A 21,543-nucleotide genomic window follows, 5' to 3' on the forward strand; every position below is an offset into this window, starting at 1 on the left:
AGTGTACCTATGCTGTATCTGCGGTTTGCCATCAGAAAGCGGTGCGTTGGACGATAGTTTTGTTTTGGGGACGCCGAGCATGAAAACTCCTGCGGAAAAAGCTTCTATGCCAAACGACGGAAAAACGCTCACGATTGCCGTAACGGGGAATCGAGACACTAGTTCCCCTCGTAATGCCTCGGATTTGTCCCGAAAGGCGATTGCACAGAGTCCTTCTTTGAAAAGTCTCGATGATTTTTCAAGAATGGTCGGGATCGATGCCGCAGTTTTAAGCGCATCCATGAACCAACAAAGAGGAGTAAAAGCCGACTTCTCTACTTGGTTTTTCTGTCAGATTCATCAGACTTACGAACTCCGTAACCGCCAAACCGTAAGACTAGACACTAGAAAAACATCGGGGCTTAAACGAATTTTTAAAGACGCGAACGTAGAACCTTGAGATCATTAGCAGCCGTTACCCGCTTCGAGGTTTTTGGTGAATACGTCTAAGGCATATTTTCCAGCTAAAACTACTTCAGTTGGTGGTCGTGGAATGAGTGCAAAACTCGAAGGAGAACCTTTTAAAAACCGCTTATTGATCGCGGCCGTTTTTTTCGCAAGCTCACTCGGTGGTTCAGCTTACGCAGACGGTCAATTTGTTGGCATGACACCAAGTTTCATCCCCAGTCACTTCGGTCTCGGATTTGGAAGTTATCCAGAACATATCGGGTCTGAAAAAAACGAAATCGGCTTCGCACCGTTCGGCAGATATTCATGGGGAAAAAATCGTTATATTGCATTGGAAGTAAACTATGCTTCCATGAACCTTTTAGAACACAGAAATTGGCGCTTCGGCCCTGCGGGAATGTGGCGATTTGGAAGAAAAGACGTTGATGACCCTGTTGTTAACGAACTGCCAGACATTGACGGTTCGTTGGAAGTTGGGTTTTTTGGTGCTTTTGAGCAAGTCGGCGAAGATCCAAGAGATCGATGGTGGTTCGGCGGCAACATCACTCAAGGCATAACTGGTGATAACAATGGTTACACTATTACCGCTTCTGTGCGGCGCTGGATGCCGATTGGCCGTTTCTCTGCTTTTGGCCTTTCTCTTGGTACGACTTATGGTTCCTCAGATTACATGGACACCTTTTTCTCTGTTGACACAACGGGTTCTGATGCCAGCGGTTTACCCGTTTTTCAGGCTCGTTCTGGCATAAGGGATGTGCGCGTTGCAGCGATCTTCATGCAACCTGTAAGCAGAAAGTGGGTCATTGGTGGCGGTCTACTTTACAGCCGCCTTTTGGAAGACGCAGCAAACAGCCCAATTGTGTCCCAAAGGGGTGATCCTGATCAACTCGTATTCGGGTTCGGCTTGGCACGCGGATTCTAGTTTTTTGCACTTCCTTTGGCCAAGATACCCGCCAACACAAGAAAATAAAATGCCGCTGAATTACAGCTAGGCAGTTGCGAAATCTGACAACACCGCCTTTTGCATTCTTGGTTTAGTATCGCTATTTGCCTTTTTCTTCGGTAAGCGTGCAAGACCAAAATCAGGAGGCATAAGCGTGCAAAAGTAGAACAAAGACCAAGACCACTAGAAGTGCCGGCCCATGCCGCAAATAGTGAAACAACACTAGTCCATCGCAGATTTGACGGGCTTCGGCGAGCATCGCACCTCGAAGACTTTTTCGAGAGCTACCCACTGCACCGAAATCGGATGTTGAGATGGCTCGGGTCAACTTCCGCTTTATCGGGCAAAGCTTCGCTTCTCTGCCGCGCAGCATCCCGACTGTACTACGTCAGCGATGCGCAGGAAGCGGACTTTGCAAATTCTGGCGCGCAGCCTGTATCAAACTTGAAGAAGCCGTTTTTTATGCAGTGTCATTCAGGCAGCCCGGCCGCGCGTAATCCTTCTTGAAAGCGGCTTTGTCCGATTGGATCGGTAATCTGAATAAAGCTGGTGGAAATGCTCGCATCTGGCATCCGTTCCAAAATGGCTTCAATTGCTAAGTTCGCATTTTCGGCATCTCCGAGTTGGCCATAGACAGCCGCACGCCACCATAGATTTCCAATAAAGCGTGGATTTTTTGCCCGAGAAATCTCAAGATGTTCCAGCGCTTCTTCGTAGCGACCTTGCAGATATATGGCTTGCCCCAACAGCTGGTCTGCCAGCCAATTGTGATAGGGATTCAAGCGCACTGAAAGACGAAGCAGTTCTTCGGCTTCCCTGCCGCGACCAAGAAAAATCAAAGCCAATGCCGAGCGGGTCAACAGTTGCGGATGTGCGGGTTCAAGCTCCATTGCGAGCGTAAACTGCTCAAGCGCCCCTTCATAGTCACGCAGGTTCAATAGTGATTGCGCAAGGACCTGACGCGAGTACCAGTCACTGGGTTCAAGACGCACGACTTCCTGCGCAATATCAAGACCAGTCTCCAGAGCAGTTGTCGGGTCGTCGGCAACTCGAAAGTACCCAGTTTGCGTCTCAACAAATCCCAACAAAGCTTTGGCTCTCACAAAGTTGGGATCCAGTGCAAGTGCTTCTCGAGCCAAAGCGCGCGCTCTTTGATAGGAAGCTGGGGTATTTACCCAACTTGCCTCGTCCGCGCGCGCCCAGAGTAAAAAGGCTTCGGGGTTCTCAGTGAAGCGATGCTGGCCCGTGACGCGTTCCAAATCTTCAGAAAACTGCTGCGCCAATTGTTCCACGAGTGAGTCCTGAAGCTCGAAAACGTCAGCGGACGCGCGATTAATCCTGTCGCTCCACATTATTCGCCCGGACAAGGTATCGATCAGTTCGACGTCGACGCGCACCTGTTCGCCTGAACGTCTCAATGAGCCGCGCACAACGTGAGCAACGCCCAATTCTTCCGCAACGGAGGCGGGACTGGTGTTTTGGTCGCGATATCGTTCTGTCGAACTGCTAGCAATTACGAAAAGCCCGTCTACCCGTGCAAGAGCACGGGTCAGATCCTCGGTAACTGCATTGGCCAACAGCGTTTCTTCTTCAGAGCTTGATAGTGTCTTGAAGGGAATAATTGCAACCGATGGCTTATCGGGCAGTGCTAGCTGCATTCTTTCTAGCGACGCCGCTTCCATCTCGCTGTGACGCAATTGCTCCCAGGCTGAGGGGCCAAAAATGAGTAATGCCAACAAAATAATGCCCGCCGCAATCGGTTTCCAGAAACGCCTTTGCCGCTTGAACAGAGCCTGAGTTTCTGAGACTGTGTTTGAATCCACCACATTGAAAACTCGAACCGGGCGGGCAATGTTCTTTACCTGAACTTCCCCAAGATCTTGTAGAGTGATGTCCAATTTATCGAGGATCTGGTCCCGCGCCGAGCGTGAGATTGCGATACCACCGGGCTCTGCCAAAGCCTCGATCCGCGCCGCTACATTGATCCCATCTCCGTGAAGATCATCTCCCTCGACGATGACATCACCCAAGTTAATCCCGATCCTTAACGTAAGGTCGTTGTGATCGGAAAAGCTCCTTTGAATTGACGCCGCGCATTCGACAGCTTCGACAACAGAGGCGAATTCAGCCAGATATCCGTCCCCCATTGTTTTGAACAAACGTCCGCGATGACGTTCGAAAGCCGGTGCAATGATTTTGTCAAATGCTGCGTTCAAAAGCGCTCTAGTGCCAGTTTCATCACGCTCGATCAGCGAGGAGTAACCGACCACGTCGGCGGCGAGTATCGCGGCAAGCCGGCGCTCGACCCTGACCTCAGTCATAATTGTTGTCCAATGCGGCCATACTCAACAATTGCTTAAGTTCGATGAGATTGCACGTCTCACCTTAAGTATACACGTACAAAATCACAGCCCAACAAGGAGTTCCGAAACCGCCATAGATTATTTTTGAGCTTTCTTTTTAGGGATGTTCTCAAACAAAAAAGATGCCGGAACCAGTGCCGCAGCGCTAAAGTCGACAAAAAACTTGGTCAAACTTCGTAGGCTGACGCCTTACAACACAATACAATTGCTCTGGCTCAATTTGGCGTCAGGAGCTTCGTTCGGCTAGGCGCTAATCTGTTGATGGAACTTGCTATCACGCCGCTCCGCCAGAGCTTGGCGCACAATTTGCACAGATGACGACAAAAACAAACCTGCCATGATCGTCGCGACGATGAGGTCGGGCCATCCTGTGGCTGTGCCCCAAACGCCGAGAGCGGCAAACATCACTGCCACGTTCCCGATGGCGTCATTGCGGGAACAAAGCCAGACGGAGCGGACATTCGCGTCTCCATCTTTGTACCTGACGAGCAGAAGAACACTGGCAAGGTTAGTAAGCAGAGCAAGGAACCCCACCACCCCCATGATTTCAGCCTCAGGAACTCCGACGTAGAACACGCGATAAACTGTCGATCCGAGCACCCATGAACCCATCAGAAAAAGGCTGAGACCTTTGGCTAAAGCAGCATTTGTGCGTGCACGGATCGACGCACCAATTACAGCCAGAGAAATGCCATAGGTCAGGGCATCTCCCAAAAAGTCGAGTGCATCGGCCTGTAATGCCTGAGATTTCGCATAGTGCCCTGCGGTCATCTCGACCACGAACATTGTGGCATTGAGTGCAATGACGATCCACAATCGCCTTTTGTAATCATCTGAAACGCCGTCAAACTTAGCGCCGTGTCCACAACATCCAGACATAGTTAGGCCTCTTTGAATCTGTCTTTAGCATAGTGTAGTGTCTCTAGTGACTAGAGGTTCAAGGGGTAATTTGATGTTTTCGATTGGTGACTTGTCCAAGCGCACAAAGGTCAAGATTCCGACCATTCGTTACTATGAGGAAATGGGGCTGCTCAGTGCGCCAGAACGCACCGAAGGCAATCAGCGGCGTTACGATGCGGCGGGAATGGAACGCCTTAGTTTCATCAAGCACGCGCGTGACCTTGGGTTCTCGCTGGAGGCGATATCTGAACTGATCGATTTACAAGGCCATCCGGATCGCTCGTGCAAAGCCGCAACCGATATAGCAGCCGCTCAGCTCTCGGAGGTCCGGGCAAAAATCAAAAGGCTCCGCGCACTTGAGAAAGAGCTGAACCGGATTTCAAAAGGCTGTAGTGGAGATGGGGTTTCAGAGCACTGCTACGTGCTTGCTTCACTCGCCGACCATGATCTGTGCCGTCACGAACACTGATCTTTGGAAGCTGATTTTGCCTTTAACCGCAGCACGAACTGCCTACTTGAATTGGCGGGCACGGGACAGTTGCGTAGGAACAAAAAACACAGCAATCGCCTTCTAAAGGCTTCAAGACTGCTTTGCATGATTTGCATTCATAAAACCACTGGCACGAGTCAGTTGGCATTTTCTCGATTTCAACGTGCCCACACCGAGGGCAGGTCAAAGTGCTATCCAGCACCACAGTTTGTTTTGTCATTGTCTCACATCTGCATGATTAGATAATCGTTGATTTGAGCCTCATTGAACACGATGACCCATGCCAGCGCGGTGATCGCCGTGCTTCCGACAAGCCACCATTTCAGGTTTGCCAACGTCCCGTTTCGATGCGCTACGAACCACGAAACCGCGATCAGCGCTGTTGAGATGGCGAGAACATAGTAGCTTGCTGCCGCTATTTTTCCGAATATCGCCAACCAACTGCCACCCAAGCCGAGCAACATCATGGCCATTGGAAGAACACAGCATGTCGCAACTCCCAGAGCGGAAACCGATCCCAGGTAGCTGAGGGTCAAATACTTCTTCATCTTTCGCTCCCTGGGTACTCGATTTGAATGTGTTGAGGCACCGGCATTCAGAGCGTATAACTCCTGTAGTAACTACAGGATCAAGCGGAGGCACTTCACATGATTGCGATAGGTGAGGCTTCTCGGCAAAGCGGGGTTGGAATAGAAACCATCCGCTATTACGAGCGCGAAGGTATCGTACCGAGACCCGCGCGAGCTCTGAACAATCGCCGCCTCTATTCAGCAAGCGATGTTGGAAGACTTCGATTTTTGAAGAAATGCCGCGACCTGGGGTTTCCTCTCTCAGACGCAAAAGCGCTTTTGGAGTTGTCAGAAGGAAGTGCCGAAGACTGCCGATCAGTGAAAGAACTGGACGAGACACACATTGCCAGCGTTAGAAGCAAGATTGATGAGCTCAGACGTCTGGAGCACGCCTTGAGTGAGCTTACGGCCAATTGTGATAGCGGAAACGTTCAATGCCCGATGCTGCAAAGACTGAGAACGATGGATGATATCTGACTCTGGCCACTGGGTGGAATCAAAGTATCTGAGATTTGGTCAGATCGCGTCAGACCAAGGTCTGTGGTGCGGTAACAGATTGTAGTTCATAGTCGATTTCACGATGAGAGTGAAAGTAACTGACCTGACGATTGGCAATTGGTCGTTGTCGCGAGTGTTTCTTGCGGCCAGCATCGTTGTGATGGGCACTGCTACCGCAATTGTCGGGGTCTGGGTGTCAAATCGAATCCAGAACGCAGTCGTGCAAAACTCCGCCAACTCTGCGGCTCTATATATGGAAAGCGTGGTATCCCCGCTCAGCCAGGAATTGGCTCATGGCGACCGCATTTCTGAGCAGGCGAGCCTGGCGCTGGACGAGATTTTTATGACCCAGCCAATGCGTGACCGCATCGTCTCCTACAAATTCTGGAAGCAAGGCGGTGTGATTGCGCATGCCTCGGATACAGACATCATTGGAAACCGTTTCAATCCAACGGATGACTTAAGGCGGGCGTGGAGCGGTGATATCTCCGGCTCTTTCGAAGAGCTTAATCATGCCGAGAGCGCCGCCGAGGCGGCATTGGGGATACCATTACTTGAAGTTTACAGCCCCATCCGCGAACTCTGGTCCGGCGAAATCATCGCAGTTGCGGAGTTCTACGAAAGAGCCGATCAGCTGGAGATAGATTTGGCCAAGGCCAGGCGAACAAGTTGGTTGGTCGTCGGTTCCGCATTTCTGGCAAGTACTATTGTTCTGTATTCCATCGTCGCAATTGGTGACAAAACAATTCGACGACAGGGGGCTCTTCTTAAACAGCGCCTGACAGAAAGTGAGAGGATGGCCGAGCAGAATGCCCGGCTGCGGTCGCGTGTAGTCGAGGCGTCAGAAAGATATGCTACGCAAACAGATCGGTTCCTCAAGAAACTCGGTGCCGAGCTACATGATGGTCCTGCGCAGTACCTGTCGCTCGCCGCTCTTAGACTGGAGGCGGCGTTTTCCGAAGAGTCCGAAAGGCCTATGGATGCAGAAGAAATTCAGCAGTCTTTGCAAAAATCTCTTGCTGAGATTCGTGCAATATCGCGAGGGCTGTCCGCGCCAGATATCGACAGCCTGTCATTCGTCGATGTTGTAAAGAGAGCAGTAGAGGATCATGCCGAACACAGCCCGTTGCGACCAGATATTTCATTCCAAGGTAGCCAGGCCCCAGAGTTGTCATTGTCGGACAAGCTGTGCGTTTTTCGGTTCCTTCAGGAAACGCTTTCCAATGCCGCAAGATATGCTCCAGCTTCCAAGTGCACGGTTATCTCTGAGGCGCAGAACGACCGCATAGTTGTAAAGGTCAAAGACGACGGACCTGGATTTGACAGGTCAGAAGAAACCGCGTTGCGAGACGATGGTGGCCAGGGGCTTATGGGCTTGCGAGATCGGGTCGAGAGTATTGGTGGCAAGTTCGAAGTCGTATCGAGACCGGGTGAAGGCACCACCATTGCTATGACACTCTTTCCCAGAAAGTTAGGCACATCATGACTACATCCGTCGTAATAGCTGATGATCACCCGATATTTAGGGATGGTTTGCAACGCACGTTAGATGAAGCTGATGGTTTCGAAGTTTTGGCCGCTGGGTCCAACGCTGAAGAGGCAGTATCGCTGGTCGGCGCGCATCAGCCGGACATAGCTATTCTTGACCTTTCTATGCCCGGCGGTGGAATAAATGCGACACGTAAAATTGCGGCAATGGCAAATCCACCCGTCATTGCAATCTTGACGGTCTCAGAGAACAGCAGCGATGTCGCGGACGCCTTAGAGGCGGGCGCGATTGGGTACATTGTGAAGGGAGTAACCGCGAGCGAATTGACCGCTTCCCTACGCAGCATCGCCGCAGGTGAAGGGTTCGTTTCTCCGGGCTTGGCCTCGCGAGTATTGCTGCAAATCAATGCTGACAGCGGCATGTCTATAAACAGCAGCATTCTCGATGACCTTACGCATCGTGAGGAAGAAATACTGAGACGTGTAGCCAAAGGACTGAGTAATCGTGAAATCGCTGACGAGTTAGACCTTCAGGAAAAGACCGTGAAGCACTACATGACGGCAATCCTGTCCAAGCTTCATGCGCGAAATCGGGTAGAGGCCGCGCTCATTGCCCATGATGTTTGGAACAAGGGAGATTAACAGCGGTCTCTTTATCGACGATGGCGGCCCCTCTCTATGAGAAGCCGCCAACAGATTATCGACTGGTGTTGCTGTTCAATTGGCAACCGATTGTAACCTCTGGCGATCAGAGGCCGTTGCATTTCTCTCAACAACAGTCCGGTTGTACGGGTCTTTCAACTCGTAGCGCCCAAACTCGATCTCCTCTTTCCACCCATTGGCATAGTTTACTTCGATATTGTTGCCCTGGCGTTCGATTTTCGTGGGCCGACTTCCAGTAGTGCCGCCTTGCCCAGAAGAACGCACGCTGTCGATTGAGATACCATTCGCCAAAGACCGAAGCCTTGAGACGTCAGCACCGGTCGCAGGGCGCTCCTCAACAGTTCGGTTCTGCGCATTCTTTCTCTCATACCGCCCGTTTTCGATCTCCTCCTTGGTTCCGTCGGCGTAACGTACTTCAATGCCATTAGCGTTTGTTTCGACCTTTGTTACCCCAGCCGAACGCGACGGTTTGCCCCCTGCTTGAGACCGGTCCTTCTTTCCGCTGCCTCTATTGGAGCGTTTCGAGTCGTCATCGTCATCGTCGTCATCGTCGTCGCGACCACTTTTGCCTGACCCTGAATTGTCGTCACGATCATCATCTCGGTCGTCGTCGCGATCATCGTCTCTATCGTCATCACGATCATCGTCCCGGTCACCACCACGGCCGCTACTACCCGACCCCGAGTTGTCGTCCCGATCATCATCTCTGTCGTCGTCACGATCATCATCCCGATCATCGTCGCGACCATCCCCGTCTTTCCCCTTGCCGCTCTTGGCAAAGGCATATGACGGTTCAAAATGTAAGCGACCATCGGCATCGAACGCTGGCACATAAGGCGTCGCCGCAATCAACGAAGCCAACGCCGCTGTACTAAGAAGTTGACCCAGCTTTCTTTGAATTTTCATTTTCGCCTCCAATTCTGATCATCACGCGTCGTGACATTGAAGACAGGTTACTTCTGGTTCGGCTTTCCCACATCGGGCTTAGGTCTGACGAATTTCAAGCCGAACGTCTTAGTCAGATCAGTCATACTAATAGAGTTTTGCTGACCCATTTGACCAGTTTAGTGGGAATTAACCCCGTCACCCTTCAACTCGTCATCAGGTTCGAGGTGAATGACAAAGACGGAACCCGGATACAAACGATCCAATTCTTCCTCGATGTCATTGCAAATATCATGCGCCGCGCTGACTGGCATTGTGCCGTCCACAACAAGATGAAACTCCACGAAGATGACATTCGCGGATCTGCGCCCTTTGAGGTCGTGATACTCTAAGGCTGTGCCGAGGTTTGCTTCGATTGCATTAGAAACAGTCTGCAAGTCATGTTCCGACAGGCTCACATCCATCAGGCCATCGACGGACGACCGAATAACTTTCCAACCCTCCCACAAGATGTTCAGTGCAACGAGAATTGCCAGAATCGGATCGAGGATCAGCCAGCCGGTGACAAGCGCCAGTATCAGACCTGCAATGACACCAACTGAAGTCATGACATCTGTAAAAATGTGCCGGGAGCTTGCCTCCAATGCAGGCGAACCCTCGCGCCTGCCGATTTTGAGCAATAGGTAAGCCCATGCGCCATTCACACCCGTTGCAATAACATTGACGACGATTCCAAGCAGCGGTGCATCCTCAAGATGCGGGTTTGGGAGCGCCAGCACAGCTTCTCTGATGATCAAGAACGCCGCCAGCACAATCAGTACGCCCTCGACGACGGCAGAAAGATACTCGGCTTTTTTGTGACCAAAGGGGTGGTTTTCATCAGGGGGTTTATTGGCAACCCGAACTGCGAAGTATGCCAGCAACGCCGCAACGACATTCACGGTAGATTCCATTGCGTCCGACAGCAATGCCACCGAGCCTGTCAGCCACCAAGCCAACAGTTTTAGAGCCAGTACCGCAATGGATATCGGAATGGACCAAAGAGCGATTTTTTGTGTCATTCCGTCACGACCCTTAGTCAATCGTTACAAATGATCCTGGGAACAGGTGAGCGCCCGTACTTAACACGTAAGACAGGAGTTGGGTAATAATGAATAGGGCCACAGGGTCGGTCATGCACGACCGGCTGTAGTGAATGGCTCCAGCACCATAGTGTCATACATCCGTTGCTTGGATGGACCTGATGGTTACATAGAGCTAGCATCTGTGATCAAACAGTACGAAGGGAGACACACATGTCGAAGTTCACCAACAGAAAAACTGCTCATGGGGTTGTTGCACTCGTAATCTGCTGTATCGCTGCGACTGCACACGCGCAATCGGCAGGCGAGGAGATGTCGTTTTTCATCACTAGTGTGGGCAAGGGGGACGGTGCAAATCTAGGCGGCCTCGAAGGCGCCGATGCTCATTGCAATGCGCTTGCTTCCGCGACCGGTTCTACCAAGACTTTTGCGGCCTATCTGAGCACCTCAATGTCCATTGATCGCAGCACCGACCCAATGACAATCACCAATGGCGTTTCTGCTCGCGACCGGATCGGATCGGGTCCGTGGTACAATGCCAACGGAGAGCTCATCGCCAACAACGTTGAGGACCTGCACAGCAACAGCGTGAACATTAATCTACAGACCGCGCTCGACGAAAATGGTAACCCTGTCAATGGGCGTGGCAGTCAGCCAAACAAACACGACATTCTGACCGGCTCCGATTCCGCGGGATACTTCTCGACGGCAGGAGGCGACACAACATGCAGTAACTGGACTTCGAATAGTGAAGATGGATCTGCGATTGTCGGGCACCATGATCGTGTAGGTCTCAACGATGCTCGAAACATGATATCCTGGAACTCATCGCACGGCTCGCGCGGTTGCGGAGAGGAACATCTGCCACGTTCAGGCGGGGCAGGTCTGTTTTATTGCTTTGCAACGGACTAATCGGGCAGCATTGGTACGCGTGACGCCCGCATTGAACCTGACATTACCAAGTCAGTTTGGGGGATAGCGTTTTGGAAGCGGTTTTTGGGCGGAAATAGTCTAGATGCCGCTTCGTTGCGAGTTTACTAAATTGCAATGCTTGGGTGAGAAGGTTCAGTTTGGGCTGCTTCAAGTCACTTATTTGCAAGTCAGCGAAAGGCGCATCCGAGGAGGATACTGGACATTGCAATGTTTGGCCGGTTCCCGAAAGTCGACATTGCCGTGGGCGACACTGAACTCAAAGGTGTTCATGTTGCATTGTGAATTAGCGGCAGCGACAAATCAGGGTGCAGTCGTCAACGTTGTGGGGAACGCTTCGAATTGACCCTGCGACGTGCTGATGTCAAGCGGCAAACGTAGTCATACTGCGATCTTGGAAACTGTTATGTTTATTGGCCGCTTCGTTTGCAATTTCAGGCGATTCTCACCGTCCAGGATTGGATTTCGCGATACTGCAAAGCAGATCAACATGTCGATCCAACCAATCCTCGTCCAGTGCCTCGTAACGAATGAGCTTGCGGAAATAAGGTGCCGCGATTGCCAGTTCTATGAGCTGGTCAACCGGAACGTCGGCGGTGATCTCACCACGATCTATTGCTGCTGCAAATACTGCTTCAACACTTGCGAACCTGTCTTTCATGAATTCAGTGATCACCAACCGCGCTTCTTCGTCGGTGGACGCAGCAGCGACCACCTGAGGCGCGATTTGGCCCCACGGTGTGTCATTCAAGGCTCCCATCAGTACACCGAGTAACCAGCGCAAGTCAGATCGTAGCGGGCCATCGGTTTTGGGCGGTATGTTTGGCGGTGTTGCGATGCGCCGGAATGCTGCATCACGCAGACTGCGCGCATCTGGCCAGTGCCTGTAAAGTGTACTGCGCGAAATGCGCGTTGCCTTTGATACTGCGCCATGAGTTACGTGCAGCACGCCTTCATCCATCAGTATCTTTTGCGCAGCATCAAGCGCAGTCTGTCGTGTGGCGATCAGCCTGGGATCTTCTTTCAATCACTCCTCCTATAGAACAATTTGTTGCATAGTAGAACATTTTGTCCTAAAAGTATGGTCGGCCAAAACCTAAATCCCAAAACTCAATTCCACAAACACGTCTTGTCAAAATAGGAGCGTATCAATGTTCAAAGTGGCAGCAACCCCGCTGGCGGTACTCTTAACGATGGGCGCGACAACCGCATTGTCCGAGAGTGGCAGCTACGAGCTGGATCCTGGACACAGCCAGGTATTGTTCAGCTACGACCACATCGGTTTCTCAGAAACGTTTGGAATGTTCTCAGGTTTTAGCGGCGAGATAGAGTTCAACGAAGATGATCCGTCTGCGTCGTCTGTCACAGTGTCTATGCCTGTAAAATCCATGATCACGGGCTGGGACGCCCGTCTGCAACACTTCATGTCCGATGACTTTTTTAGCGCGAGCGACGGTGACGTGGTCACTTTCGCCTCAACCAGCATTGAAGTGACCGGTGACAATACCGCGAATATTTCTGGCGACCTGACCATGAATGGCGTCACCAAATCTGTTGTTCTGGAAACAACGCTTAACAAGTCAGCGCCATACCCGTTTGGTCCGAAAGAGGGCACGCCGACCTTGGGGCTGGCTGCCACGGCGACTATCGTGCGGTCTGAATTCGGACTTGGGGCATTTGCGCCAGCGGTGAGCGACGAAATAGAGCTCTTGATCAATATCGAAGCATTAAAGGCTGAGTAATGTGTGCAAGGGCGCTGATACTGCGCTGAGCGCTCATTCTCAACTATTGACGGGCTGGCAACAAAATGAATGTGTTCCTTAGACTACTGGCGGTTGCTGCGATAGCGGTGGCGTTGACGTGCCCGTTGGCATTCGCACAAGAGCGCTCCTTGCCGGAGCGCACCTCACCCCGCCCTGAAACGACAAGCGGAGTACCGCATACTCAGATTGGTGTCGAAATTGATGCCGATTTGGCCAAGCTATTGCTGGAGCGTGTTGCGCAATTCCCAGGGGTCACGCTTGGCCCAACACGCATATCGCTTCCGGGCGCGATTGGCTTTCAGCTTGATCCCGACATGTTGTTGTCCCAACCGAACTCTATCGTCGGTGGGTTTGAGTTTGCGCACATGCATCCTGATGGCAGTTTGCACGCTTCGCTCGACCCAGAAATGGCTCGAAGGGCAATTGAGGCTGGCTGGGCCGGAGCTCACCCTTGGTCCAAGCAACGTCCTGGGTGGAGCGGCTTTGTCATGATCTATACTCCAACCACACCCGAAGAGCTGGATGTCGTCATCGATCTGGTTGAAAGCTCGTACACCTTCATCACCGGCATCGCTCTGGGCTAAACACCCACCTGCTGACCTTTCCGTTGCTGACTAATGCGCAGGTCAGTCAAAATTCAGTTTTACCGGAATTTCAGATGATTCATGTCCCACCGCTCTAGACGGGCCGAATCCAGAGATGTGGGGCAACTTCAATGGATGCAACTAGGATCGTTTGCTTCGACACATCCTCGTAACTTGTCAAAACTACATACCCCCAGTAGATATTTGGTATGTTTCGCTTGATCCTGTCGATACTTCTTGTTGTTGCATTCTCTGGCGCATCCGCAGCGTCCGTGAAGCATGGCTTGATCCATGGATCGGATCATTCTGGTCATCATGCTCAAATGGCGGACGACGATCCGTTGGCTAATGCCGAGAAAGCTGTTGCGGATTGTTGCGACACCACCAGCGGCATGGGTTCAGCATCCTGTTTTAGTGATCTTGTCGCCACGGCGGGGATTTCGCCGATTGCTCCATTGGTGATCTCAGTTGGTGGTGTGACGCACGCTGCTTCCGATTTTTCGGGCCTCGCACTGAGCGTCCCCACCGGTCCTCCGAAAGCCTGAACGGCAACGGGCGCCCGCCCGCAATCCGTTCAAATTTCACATCAAAGGACCGACAGACATGATCACACGTCGTCACTTCACCACACTGTCCGCAACTGCTCTCATCGCGACCGCTCTTCCCGTCCGTGCAGTCACTCCAATGCACGTGCTCAGCTCACCAGGTTGCGGATGTTGTCACGCCTGGGCCGACTTGGCTCGCGCACGTGGCTACGCCGTAACCGTTGAGGAACTGACAGACCCCGAGGCACAGAAGTCAGCGCGGGGTATACCGCTGAACCTCGCATCCTGTCACACCATTGAAGCCGATGGTTATGTCTTTGAAGGCCATGTGCCGTTCGAAGCACTGGAAACCGTGTTGAAGGATCGGCCTGACATCACAGGGCTAGCTGTTCCTGGCATGCCAATGGGCTCTCCTGGTATGGGCGACGATCCTTCCGCCCGCTACGACGTCATCGCATTTGGGGGAGATGCCGGGACCGGAACGGTGTACTACCGCGCGGGCACAGCTCAGCCGTTCGACACCTGATGGTAGGGCGCACAACACTCTTGGTTACCGGTGGGCTTGCGCTCGCCGGTTTCACCGTAGCGTTCGTTCTGGCCCAAGCCTCTGAAGCGGTCGGTCTTTTGACACCTGATGACGCGGAAGTTGTCGCCATTGGCCAAGATATTTACGCGGACCAGTGTGCTGCCTGCCACGGTGAGAACCTTGAAGGACAGCCAAACTGGCGGAAACACGGCGAGGATGGTTTGCTACCAGCACCGCCGCATGACGCCACAGGGCATACGTGGCACCACGATGATGAAGCGCTCTTCACCTTGACCAAATTTGGCCTGGCCGGACTGATGGAAAATGCGCCCCCAACCGGTATGCCGGTCTATGAAGGTGTGCTCAGCGATCACGAAATCATAGCGGTCCTTTCTTATATCAAGTCAACCTGGCCCAATGACCTTCGTGAGTACCACGATGAGCTGAATGCCCAATCCGAATAGAGGAAAACTCAGATGATCAAACAAACTCTTGTTGGCTTGGTCGTAGCAATGGCTCCAATAATTGCGGCCGCGCATTCCAAGTCCGAAGAAACGACGCCGGCTGACGGCGCGACTGTCACGGACGTGCCGGAGCTTACCATGCGGTTCGATGATCCGATGCGCATTATCTCGGTCACGCTGACCTCATCAGATGGCGAAGTCGAAATTGACCGCGAAACGGGTATGGACCCCGCTACAGAATTCCGGGCTGTGCCGTTGGAAGAGCTCACACCGGGAAGCTACCGCTTCGACTGGCGCGGTATGGCTTCCGACGGTCACCCGATGCAGGGCAGCTTCTCTTTCACAGTCGCTAAATGACTGGACTGGCCCCCATTGACTGTGTTGTCGTCTTGGCCATTTTGGCGAAAGCACTTGGCTACGGATCGGTGTTGCTAGCGATGGGTAGCGTCCTGTTCACGGCCCTCTTTGCCAAGCGCGCTGAAAAGTCTGTTTTACGCCTTGCGCGGCACCTCGCGGTCGGAGCTGCGATTGTCGGTTTGTCCGTGCTTGCTTTACGTTTTGGCATCAGAGCAGCGCGGATATCCGGGATGGGCTTTGAGGGCGCGACGGACCCAATGATGCTTGGTTTTGTTTGGGATAGTCCGCTTGGCACCGCCGCGATTTGGCGAGGGGTGGGTGAATTCGCGATATTGGCAATCCTGCTCCCCCGCGTAGGGCAGTGGGTCGCTTTGGTGGGTTGCCTCGCCATTGCGATTTCATTTGCCCAAGTTGGGCACTCGCTCGGAGAGCCTAGAGCGGTTCTCGCGGTCTTGCTGGTTCTTCATCTGATGGCTGCCGCGTTTTGGGTCGGTGCTCTCCTACCCTTACGCAAAGCAGCGCTCACTTCCACTGGAGCCGATCTACTGCACCACTTTGGCAGTGTCGCTGCTTATGGAGTTGCCGTCCTGCTTGTTGCGGGCGCAGCGCTCGCGTGGTTGCTTTCGGGCTCCGTAGCCGCCTTGTTTGGGACGGCATATGGATTGGGGCTTTTGATCAAGGTCGTGATCGTTTCTGCCCTCCTTGGCCTCGCGGCGCTGAACAAGCTGAGATTTGTTCCGGCTCTCAGGACTGAGAAGCGTGGCGCGGAAATTGCTCTCCGGTGGGCGATTTCAATGGAGATGTTGGCTATTGTCCTGATCCTGTTTGCAACGGCGACGCTAACCAGTGTGACGACACCTCCCATCAATCTCTGACGCCTTTTGGTCCAAATCCGGAAACGCAAAGCCTTGTTGCGAGTGTCCGTTAAGGGCTGCGAACTGACGCTGATGCCAAGGGCGGAGAGCGCCAGAAAGAGCCCTGAGCGAACCTCGTATTCAGGCAGTTGGAGTAGAGGGCCGCATCATCTATCGTCGAACGCATGTCGGACAAGGGACAACAGTTGCAACGAAGGTTGGCGGCGATACTAGCTGCGGATGTCGTTGGGTATTCGGCGCTTATGCACCAAGATGAGCAAGCCACAATTCTCATGCTTGATCACCTGGAAAGCGACATCGTCACCCCAACGATAGCAGGCCAGTCAGGTCGTGTTGTGAAGAGCATGGGCGATGGTTGGTTGGTGCAATTTGACAGCGCGGCGCAAGCTGTAACCGCAGCAATGCAGCTACAAGAGCAGTTGGCTGAACACTCGTTAATGAACATGCGGATCGGTGTTCATGTGGGTGACATCACAGAAAAAGGTGATGACATCCTAGGTGATGGTGTAAACATTGCCGCACGGCTTGAGAGCATTGCGCCAACCGGTGGCATCGCAATTTCTGAACCCGTACATTTGAACCTTGAACACACTCTGGCAGACGCTTTCAAAGCAGTTGGGAAAAAGAAGCTCAAGAACATCCAGCGCAGCTTGGATGTGTGGATTCACGATGGACCACACCTGGGTGTATCGCAAAGTTCGCCTTCTTTCACAGAGACGAGCTTGCCAAAGCTATCCATCCATCCTGTCATGTGCAGCGACCAACGCACTGAATTACAAGAAATGGCCGCAGCTCTCACTTCAGATTTCGGTTCTTATTTTCGAACGATCAACTGGTTAAACGCAGCGATATCTTCCACAGAACCATCAGAGGGATATGCACTTCGTGGCGTGCTGCGTGGACACGGAGACCGATTGCGCCTGGAAGCCCGCTTAAATGACTCTTCTGGTTCCGAAATCTGGACCCAGAAGTTCGACGGTTCGGTCGAAGCAATCTTTGATTGGCAAGACGAGGTCGTAGAAAAGCTGTTGGATGCCGTCAGTGGGATCTTGATCCAGTCGCTGACCGCAAAGCTCTCGGCTTTGCCTGAAGACGAACTGACTGCCGAACAGTGCGTCCTGATGGGCATGATCACATGGTCGGAGGCCAGCATCGACAGCTATGAAGAGACGTTGTCGTACCACGCCAGGGCCATCGAAGCCAAACCAACCCTCGCTGCCGCCTATGCCGAAGCTATTTGGACAATGAATGGCGCGAGAACCTATGATCTTCGTCGCCAGCTGTCATCCTACTACCAGAATCTGCCACACTGGATCGAGGCCGGTCGACACATGGCAGGTCAAAGCCCAACGCTTGATCTGAGTATTGCAGTGGCTGACTACAATGTTGACGGGGACGCGGATCGACTTTCCGTGGCGCTTGAGCAAATACGGCAACGAGCGCCATTAGATGCCCGCCTGCATTTGTTTATGGGTTGGGGGTACAACTGGGCCGGTTTTCCTGAAATGGCACTAAGCTGTTTTCAGACAGCGCTTCGGTTGGGCCGATATGGAGCCGTTTTCGTGGGTGCTTCCGGAGGTGCCGCCACCTCTTGCGTAATGCTGGGTCGAGACCGCGATGCCATCGCCTACGCAGAGGCAGGTTTGCGCTTTTCAAAGAACTATGCCGCACTTCACAGCACGAGGGCCGCTGCTCACGCAATGCTTGGGGAACCTGAAAAAGCGTCTGAGGCTTTAGCGCAAATGCTGCAAATGGAACCTGATGAAACGATCTCGAAATGGCGTAGCAACGTTGACTATGGTAGCTCTGAAGGCGCTGAACGCTACTTTGAGGCGCTTCGCCGCGCAGGGTTGCCAGAATAGCGGTGCCGGAACCAAGTTGAGTTTGTAAAATCGGTGGCTTGGTTGCGTATCTCAGTAACTGCAAAGCTCGGAATTGAATGTCGGCTCCGGGCTGGTTGCGGTCAACCATGCTTATCGTAAAGACTGGTAGTACATGGTTCCGCAGAGCAGTGTTGGGGAAATGCTTATCCGGGACGCTTTGGTTCCTAGCAGGAGAGGCGCTTAGAAGAAGCGCGCACTACTACAACAACAGTCGCCATATAAGACATCTTATATCAAACATTGGGTAATGGCGGCAGGTAAGCTGTACTAGCGGTCTGGGTCTGTATCGAGTTTGCCCCAGAGATCGTCAACCAGATCTGAGAAGCCATCATTCGAGGCCTCCTTGGGCAGTAGACCAGCTCTTCGCCGGCGTTCGACCTCAGCCATTAGTTCTTCCTCTGTGGCTGTCTCAACCACGTCACATCGAAGAGCTTCGATCTCGTCTGCTGTCCACCACTCAAATTTGTCAGCGTAGAAGCCCAGGGAATAAGGCTCGTCATCAGAAATCTGCTTGATCACAGCATTCCAATCTTCGCTCTGGTTCGATTCCTTTTCGACCCTCTCATCTAGTTCGCGGATAGACTTGCGGATCATCGGCAGCAGCTCTGCCTGAACGCTTTCTTCACCTACACCAGTCCCTGCAAGCCAAAGGTCTGCGATCTTGCGGACGAGCGCCCAGGCCGTCTGATTTCGAGGGTGGCCTTTAATCCGGCCGCCGAGACCTTTTTCTTGAATGCCAAACCGCTCGGCAGCACGTTCGTTCATCCGGATATTGTAATCGGACACGTCCGCGAGTTCTGAAACGTTCTCAGCCACAGCTCGGGCGACCTCTTGATCACCAACATAGACAACCACCTTCAACATTCCGCTACGCCTTCCTTCGCCGGTTCATCACTCGGCCCAGGTGGCTGTTGTCCAGATCTCGCATGATCCTTTGCACTCGCTCCGGATCGACTTCGCGATCTTTTCCGGCAGTGTGGACGATGTGTCTGACGTAGATCGCCAACGCGACAATGATCACGGCGGATAAGATCAAGCTGAAATGCTCGGCCCCCATCACTAAGCCTTCTTCCTTGGGTCTTCGATCCCGAGGTCGTCGAACACGTTGCCGCTACCATCAGTGATCTCGACATCATCGTCGTCAGTCACTAGATCCCAGGTGTTCTCTTTGACCCATTCATCCCGCCATTTGGGCGCATCGGCCGGACGCTGTGCAAAATCGGCGATTTGCTCGAAAATCATTTTGCGCAATGCAAGCCAGACCTCCGGATCCTCTCTGCGACGAGCTTGCAACTCTGCGATCAAGGCATCCAGAGGAACATCCTGTAACGGGCGCCCGAAGATCTCTTCTTCTGAAAAATCATCTGTCATCACTCAACATCCTCGACACTGATCGCCAAGACTAAGATCTTGTTTGGTTTTACAGTGATTTCTTTTCCTTCAATCGCTCGAAGTTGGCCGTTCACCAAAGTCTCGCAGATTACGAAAATTGGGATTTCCTCTTCTGTAGTCTCGTCACTCATCTGGCTTACCCTTCGGATCAGGCACCTTTCGCGCCCGGATCTCATCCGCTGAGATCGGCTTGGTTAGTTTTGCTCGACCGGCCGCAATTTCAGCCTCCCTAAGCCTAAGCAAACGCAAGGTTTGTTCATCCAGCTCAACGTCGTCGCCATCACCCATCAGACTTCTCTCGAGTACAGTAACAGTGAGAACAGAGCACTTGTGATTTGTCAGTTGTCCGAACGATATCGCCTACGTGGCCGCACTCTTCACACGTCACACCGCATCGAAATTCCATCCAATCAGCGTACTCCTGAATGAGATCGTGGTATCGACTGAAACCGATACAAATCTTGCCATCCTGGCCTTTCTTAATGTCCGAGATCTGAATAGTTCCAGGGTCCAGTGCCCTGAAATCCTGACTGAAGGAAAGCTTGTGGAGTGCTTGCGAAATCATGACGAGCCAGCCCTTTCTGACAGCAGGAACAAGAGATGCGCAATCCGGAGAAACGAGGTCTGGATAGTTTTCCACAATGTCCAGCCTCAGGCTGTCGGGCCAGGATTCTTCGGCGCCCTCAAATCGCCGCCGCAGAGCATCATTGTAGCACCAGCTGCAAAGCGTCGTCACAAACCCAAGGATGCTCTGGCGTTGGGCAGAATTAGAACAACCTTCACAGGTTTGCTCAATCTGATCGACATCCCATTGAATCTCTTCACTCGTAGCCTGGTTGCAGCCCGGGCCCTCATAGACGCGCAAGCCTCCCCATTTCTGCTTGATCTGAACGATAGACGGGCGTTCATCACCAAACAGGTCGGGCTGCTCGTCGATCAACCTCTTCACTTTCTTAAGTGCAAGCGTAAGCTGCTTCGCCCACCCGGCACGATGCTCACCAAGCTGCTTGAAGACGCTTCCATGAATATCGTTCCAGTCGACAACACTGCTCATCACTGACCTCCGGGCGTGCGCCTCTTTGAGATCGTGTGAAACCTCCGCCATAGCAGTCATCATACGGTCGACCACTTCGCGGTCATCACACTCGACATGCAGACCCTCGGTCGACCATGTGACGTCAGAGACGCGCGGAGCTGGGTAGTTGTGCGCCATCACCAAACGCATCTCTTCGGCGTACCAGGCGTCAAATGAGCGGAGGTCATCTGGAGCTCCATGGTCCTCGATCACACCTCGAACCTTTTCTCGGAATTCCTTCCAGCTCTTTTCGACATCATCCATCAATCACATTCTCCAGAACTTGGTCTTGTTGAGATGGAAGACCCCTCTCGAGATCTGGCAAGCCGGACCAGCCTTCGGGTGTGCGTCCGAGGCTCTCCTCGACCGATTGCTTGATGTCTTTGAAATCAATTGCGTTCGTAACTTCGTCCGCCATGTCGGACACCTCCTGAGGATGGTAGGAGGCGTCGGAATCGAACCGACTCGTGCACTCTAATCTGGAGCAATTACAAGGATATAAGCCTCGCCCGCATACCAATGCTGCCTCCCACGGATTTTGCGTGGGTTATCGACCTCAGGCCGATATTCGATGGCAGTGGATGCGTGTTAACGTCATGACCGAAAGCTGAACCAGTTCGCATAACCATGTCAAGACAGAGCGTGCTGCACTTAGAAATTCACCGCGTAGTTCTGGGAACCTTCTAGCTTAGCGTGTGCCCGATACACTGATACATCTTATTTTGCGGGTCAGTACAGCGTCGAGTAGCTCTCAGACAGCGAAGCGATTCGATACCCTGTGATCCGGAATCGAACTCAGAAACTCTGTCGATAGTTCGCTC

The 21,543-nt window shown here is 52.7% G+C and carries 28 protein-coding genes and 1 tRNA gene; 15 read left to right on the top strand and 14 right to left on the bottom strand.

The window, feature by feature from the left end:
* Window positions 1-79: 79 nt before the first annotated feature.
* Complete coding sequence (locus ABWV79_RS05965) at window positions 80-439, top strand: hypothetical protein (RefSeq protein ID WP_353390926.1); 360 nt, start codon at window positions 80-82, stop codon at window positions 437-439.
* Window positions 440-532: 93 nt separating this feature from the next.
* Window positions 533-1,369: a MipA/OmpV family protein gene (locus tag ABWV79_RS05970; RefSeq protein ID WP_353390927.1), complete on the top strand. Its 837-nt coding sequence runs from the start codon at window positions 533-535 to the stop codon at window positions 1,367-1,369.
* Between the two features lie 491 nt (window positions 1,370-1,860).
* On the opposite strand, the gene ABWV79_RS05975 is transcribed toward ABWV79_RS05970, so the two are convergent.
* Both ABWV79_RS05975 and ABWV79_RS05980 read right to left on the bottom strand, forming a co-directional pair.
* Complete coding sequence (locus ABWV79_RS05975) at window positions 1,861-3,711, bottom strand: adenylate/guanylate cyclase domain-containing protein (protein WP_353390928.1); 1,851 nt, start codon at window positions 3,709-3,711, stop codon at window positions 1,861-1,863.
* A gap of 285 nt (window positions 3,712-3,996) precedes the next feature.
* Window positions 3,997-4,632, bottom strand: a complete 636-nt coding sequence (locus ABWV79_RS05980) for a cation efflux transmembrane domain-containing protein (protein WP_170676360.1) — start codon at window positions 4,630-4,632, stop codon at window positions 3,997-3,999.
* A 73-nt stretch (window positions 4,633-4,705) separates the two neighbouring features.
* On the opposite strand from ABWV79_RS05980, the gene ABWV79_RS05985 reads away from it, so the two are divergent.
* Window positions 4,706-5,122, top strand: a complete 417-nt coding sequence (locus ABWV79_RS05985; protein ID WP_170492529.1) for a MerR family transcriptional regulator — start codon at window positions 4,706-4,708, stop codon at window positions 5,120-5,122.
* Between the two features lie 22 nt (window positions 5,123-5,144).
* Here ABWV79_RS05985 and ABWV79_RS05990 read toward each other — a convergent pair whose 3' ends face one another.
* Both ABWV79_RS05990 and ABWV79_RS05995 read right to left on the bottom strand, forming a co-directional pair.
* Window positions 5,145-5,363, bottom strand: coding sequence for a GDCCVxC domain-containing (seleno)protein (locus tag ABWV79_RS05990; RefSeq protein WP_254429233.1), 219 nt, complete (start codon window positions 5,361-5,363; stop codon window positions 5,145-5,147).
* A 4-nt stretch (window positions 5,364-5,367) separates the two neighbouring features.
* Window positions 5,368-5,691 carry a hypothetical protein gene (locus tag ABWV79_RS05995; protein ID WP_170724270.1) on the bottom strand — a complete coding sequence of 108 codons (324 nt, stop codon included), beginning with the start codon at window positions 5,689-5,691 and terminating at the stop codon, window positions 5,368-5,370.
* Window positions 5,692-5,790: 99 nt separating this feature from the next.
* On the opposite strand from ABWV79_RS05995, the gene ABWV79_RS06000 reads away from it, so the two are divergent.
* The 3 genes from ABWV79_RS06000 to ABWV79_RS06010 all read left to right on the top strand — a co-directional run bounded on the left by ABWV79_RS06000 (window position 5,791) and on the right by ABWV79_RS06010 (window position 8,340).
* Window positions 5,791-6,189 carry a MerR family transcriptional regulator gene (locus tag ABWV79_RS06000; protein ID WP_353390929.1) on the top strand — a complete coding sequence of 133 codons (399 nt, stop codon included), beginning with the start codon at window positions 5,791-5,793 and terminating at the stop codon, window positions 6,187-6,189.
* Between the two features lie 103 nt (window positions 6,190-6,292).
* Window positions 6,293-7,696 carry a sensor histidine kinase gene (locus ABWV79_RS06005; RefSeq protein WP_353390930.1) on the top strand — a complete coding sequence of 468 codons (1,404 nt, stop codon included), beginning with the start codon at window positions 6,293-6,295 and terminating at the stop codon, window positions 7,694-7,696.
* Complete coding sequence (locus ABWV79_RS06010) at window positions 7,693-8,340, top strand: response regulator (protein WP_353390931.1); 648 nt, start codon at window positions 7,693-7,695, stop codon at window positions 8,338-8,340. The genes ABWV79_RS06005 and ABWV79_RS06010 overlap by 4 nt, the downstream gene beginning before the upstream one ends.
* A gap of 75 nt (window positions 8,341-8,415) precedes the next feature.
* Here the strand turns inward: ABWV79_RS06010 and ABWV79_RS06015 are convergent, their stop codons facing one another.
* Both ABWV79_RS06015 and ABWV79_RS06020 read right to left on the bottom strand, forming a co-directional pair.
* Window positions 8,416-9,267, bottom strand: coding sequence for a hypothetical protein (locus ABWV79_RS06015; protein ID WP_353390933.1), 852 nt, complete (start codon window positions 9,265-9,267; stop codon window positions 8,416-8,418).
* 158 nt (window positions 9,268-9,425) lie between these two features.
* Entirely contained in the window at window positions 9,426-10,307 is an 882-nt protein-coding gene (locus ABWV79_RS06020) for a cation diffusion facilitator family transporter (protein ID WP_353390934.1), read from the bottom strand.
* Between the two features lie 234 nt (window positions 10,308-10,541).
* Between ABWV79_RS06020 and ABWV79_RS06025 the strand changes: the two genes are divergently transcribed.
* Entirely contained in the window at window positions 10,542-11,240 is a 699-nt protein-coding gene (locus ABWV79_RS06025) for a hypothetical protein (RefSeq protein WP_170494982.1), read from the top strand.
* Window positions 11,241-11,703: 463 nt separating this feature from the next.
* Here the strand turns inward: ABWV79_RS06025 and ABWV79_RS06030 are convergent, their stop codons facing one another.
* Entirely contained in the window at window positions 11,704-12,285 is a 582-nt protein-coding gene (locus ABWV79_RS06030) for a TetR-like C-terminal domain-containing protein (RefSeq protein WP_170494985.1), read from the bottom strand.
* Window positions 12,286-12,409: 124 nt separating this feature from the next.
* On the opposite strand from ABWV79_RS06030, the gene ABWV79_RS06035 reads away from it, so the two are divergent.
* The 8 genes from ABWV79_RS06035 to ABWV79_RS06070 all read left to right on the top strand — a co-directional run bounded on the left by ABWV79_RS06035 (window position 12,410) and on the right by ABWV79_RS06070 (window position 18,234).
* Window positions 12,410-13,000, top strand: coding sequence for a YceI family protein (locus tag ABWV79_RS06035; RefSeq protein WP_170475543.1), 591 nt, complete (start codon window positions 12,410-12,412; stop codon window positions 12,998-13,000).
* 149 nt (window positions 13,001-13,149) lie between these two features.
* Window positions 13,150-13,605 carry a luciferase domain-containing protein gene (locus ABWV79_RS06040; protein WP_353390936.1) on the top strand — a complete coding sequence of 152 codons (456 nt, stop codon included), beginning with the start codon at window positions 13,150-13,152 and terminating at the stop codon, window positions 13,603-13,605.
* Between the two features lie 209 nt (window positions 13,606-13,814).
* Window positions 13,815-14,150 (top strand): hypothetical protein, encoded by a 336-nt coding sequence (locus ABWV79_RS06045; protein ID WP_353390937.1) that lies wholly within the window; start codon window positions 13,815-13,817, stop codon window positions 14,148-14,150.
* A 58-nt stretch (window positions 14,151-14,208) separates the two neighbouring features.
* On the top strand, window positions 14,209-14,676 hold the full coding sequence (locus ABWV79_RS06050; protein ID WP_353390938.1) for a DUF411 domain-containing protein: 468 nt from the start codon (window positions 14,209-14,211) through the stop codon (window positions 14,674-14,676).
* Window positions 14,676-15,140: a c-type cytochrome gene (locus tag ABWV79_RS06055; RefSeq protein ID WP_353390939.1), complete on the top strand. Its 465-nt coding sequence runs from the start codon at window positions 14,676-14,678 to the stop codon at window positions 15,138-15,140. Before ABWV79_RS06050 ends, ABWV79_RS06055 begins: the two co-directional genes overlap by 1 nt.
* Window positions 15,141-15,152: 12 nt before the next feature.
* Window positions 15,153-15,497 (top strand): copper resistance CopC family protein, encoded by a 345-nt coding sequence (locus tag ABWV79_RS06060; protein WP_353390940.1) that lies wholly within the window; start codon window positions 15,153-15,155, stop codon window positions 15,495-15,497.
* Window positions 15,494-16,372 (top strand): CopD family protein, encoded by an 879-nt coding sequence (locus ABWV79_RS06065; RefSeq protein ID WP_353390941.1) that lies wholly within the window; start codon window positions 15,494-15,496, stop codon window positions 16,370-16,372. Before ABWV79_RS06060 ends, ABWV79_RS06065 begins: the two co-directional genes overlap by 4 nt.
* 164 nt (window positions 16,373-16,536) lie before the next feature.
* Window positions 16,537-18,234 carry an adenylate/guanylate cyclase domain-containing protein gene (locus tag ABWV79_RS06070; RefSeq protein ID WP_170694764.1) on the top strand — a complete coding sequence of 566 codons (1,698 nt, stop codon included), beginning with the start codon at window positions 16,537-16,539 and terminating at the stop codon, window positions 18,232-18,234.
* Between the two features lie 288 nt (window positions 18,235-18,522).
* Here ABWV79_RS06070 and ABWV79_RS06075 read toward each other — a convergent pair whose 3' ends face one another.
* The 7 genes from ABWV79_RS06075 to ABWV79_RS06105 form a co-directional block, all read right to left on the bottom strand.
* Entirely contained in the window at window positions 18,523-19,119 is a 597-nt protein-coding gene (locus tag ABWV79_RS06075; protein WP_353390942.1) for a hypothetical protein, read from the bottom strand.
* Between the two features lie 195 nt (window positions 19,120-19,314).
* Window positions 19,315-19,626: a hypothetical protein gene (locus ABWV79_RS06080; protein WP_353390943.1), complete on the bottom strand. Its 312-nt coding sequence runs from the start codon at window positions 19,624-19,626 to the stop codon at window positions 19,315-19,317.
* On the bottom strand, window positions 19,626-19,778 hold the full coding sequence (locus ABWV79_RS06085; RefSeq protein ID WP_282121530.1) for a hypothetical protein: 153 nt from the start codon (window positions 19,776-19,778) through the stop codon (window positions 19,626-19,628). Before ABWV79_RS06085 ends, ABWV79_RS06080 begins: the two co-directional genes overlap by 1 nt.
* Window positions 19,771-19,935 carry a hypothetical protein gene (locus ABWV79_RS06090; RefSeq protein WP_282121531.1) on the bottom strand — a complete coding sequence of 55 codons (165 nt, stop codon included), beginning with the start codon at window positions 19,933-19,935 and terminating at the stop codon, window positions 19,771-19,773. Before ABWV79_RS06090 ends, ABWV79_RS06085 begins: the two co-directional genes overlap by 8 nt.
* Window positions 19,928-20,986: a hypothetical protein gene (locus tag ABWV79_RS06095; protein ID WP_353390944.1), complete on the bottom strand. Its 1,059-nt coding sequence runs from the start codon at window positions 20,984-20,986 to the stop codon at window positions 19,928-19,930. Before ABWV79_RS06095 ends, ABWV79_RS06090 begins: the two co-directional genes overlap by 8 nt.
* The gene (locus ABWV79_RS06100) at window positions 20,979-21,140 is read right to left on the bottom strand and encodes a hypothetical protein (RefSeq protein WP_282121533.1); all 162 of its coding nucleotides are present in this window, start codon (window positions 21,138-21,140) and stop codon (window positions 20,979-20,981) included. Before ABWV79_RS06100 ends, ABWV79_RS06095 begins: the two co-directional genes overlap by 8 nt.
* 19 nt (window positions 21,141-21,159) lie before the next feature.
* Window positions 21,160-21,253: transfer RNA gene (locus tag ABWV79_RS06105), tRNA-OTHER, on the bottom strand.
* Window positions 21,254-21,543: the final 290 nt, after the last annotated feature.

Origin of the sequence: Ruegeria sp. HU-ET01832 (assembly GCF_040371315.1) — a bacterium.
GTDB classification, from domain to species: Bacteria; Pseudomonadota; Alphaproteobacteria; order Rhodobacterales; family Rhodobacteraceae; genus Ruegeria; species Ruegeria lacuscaerulensis_A.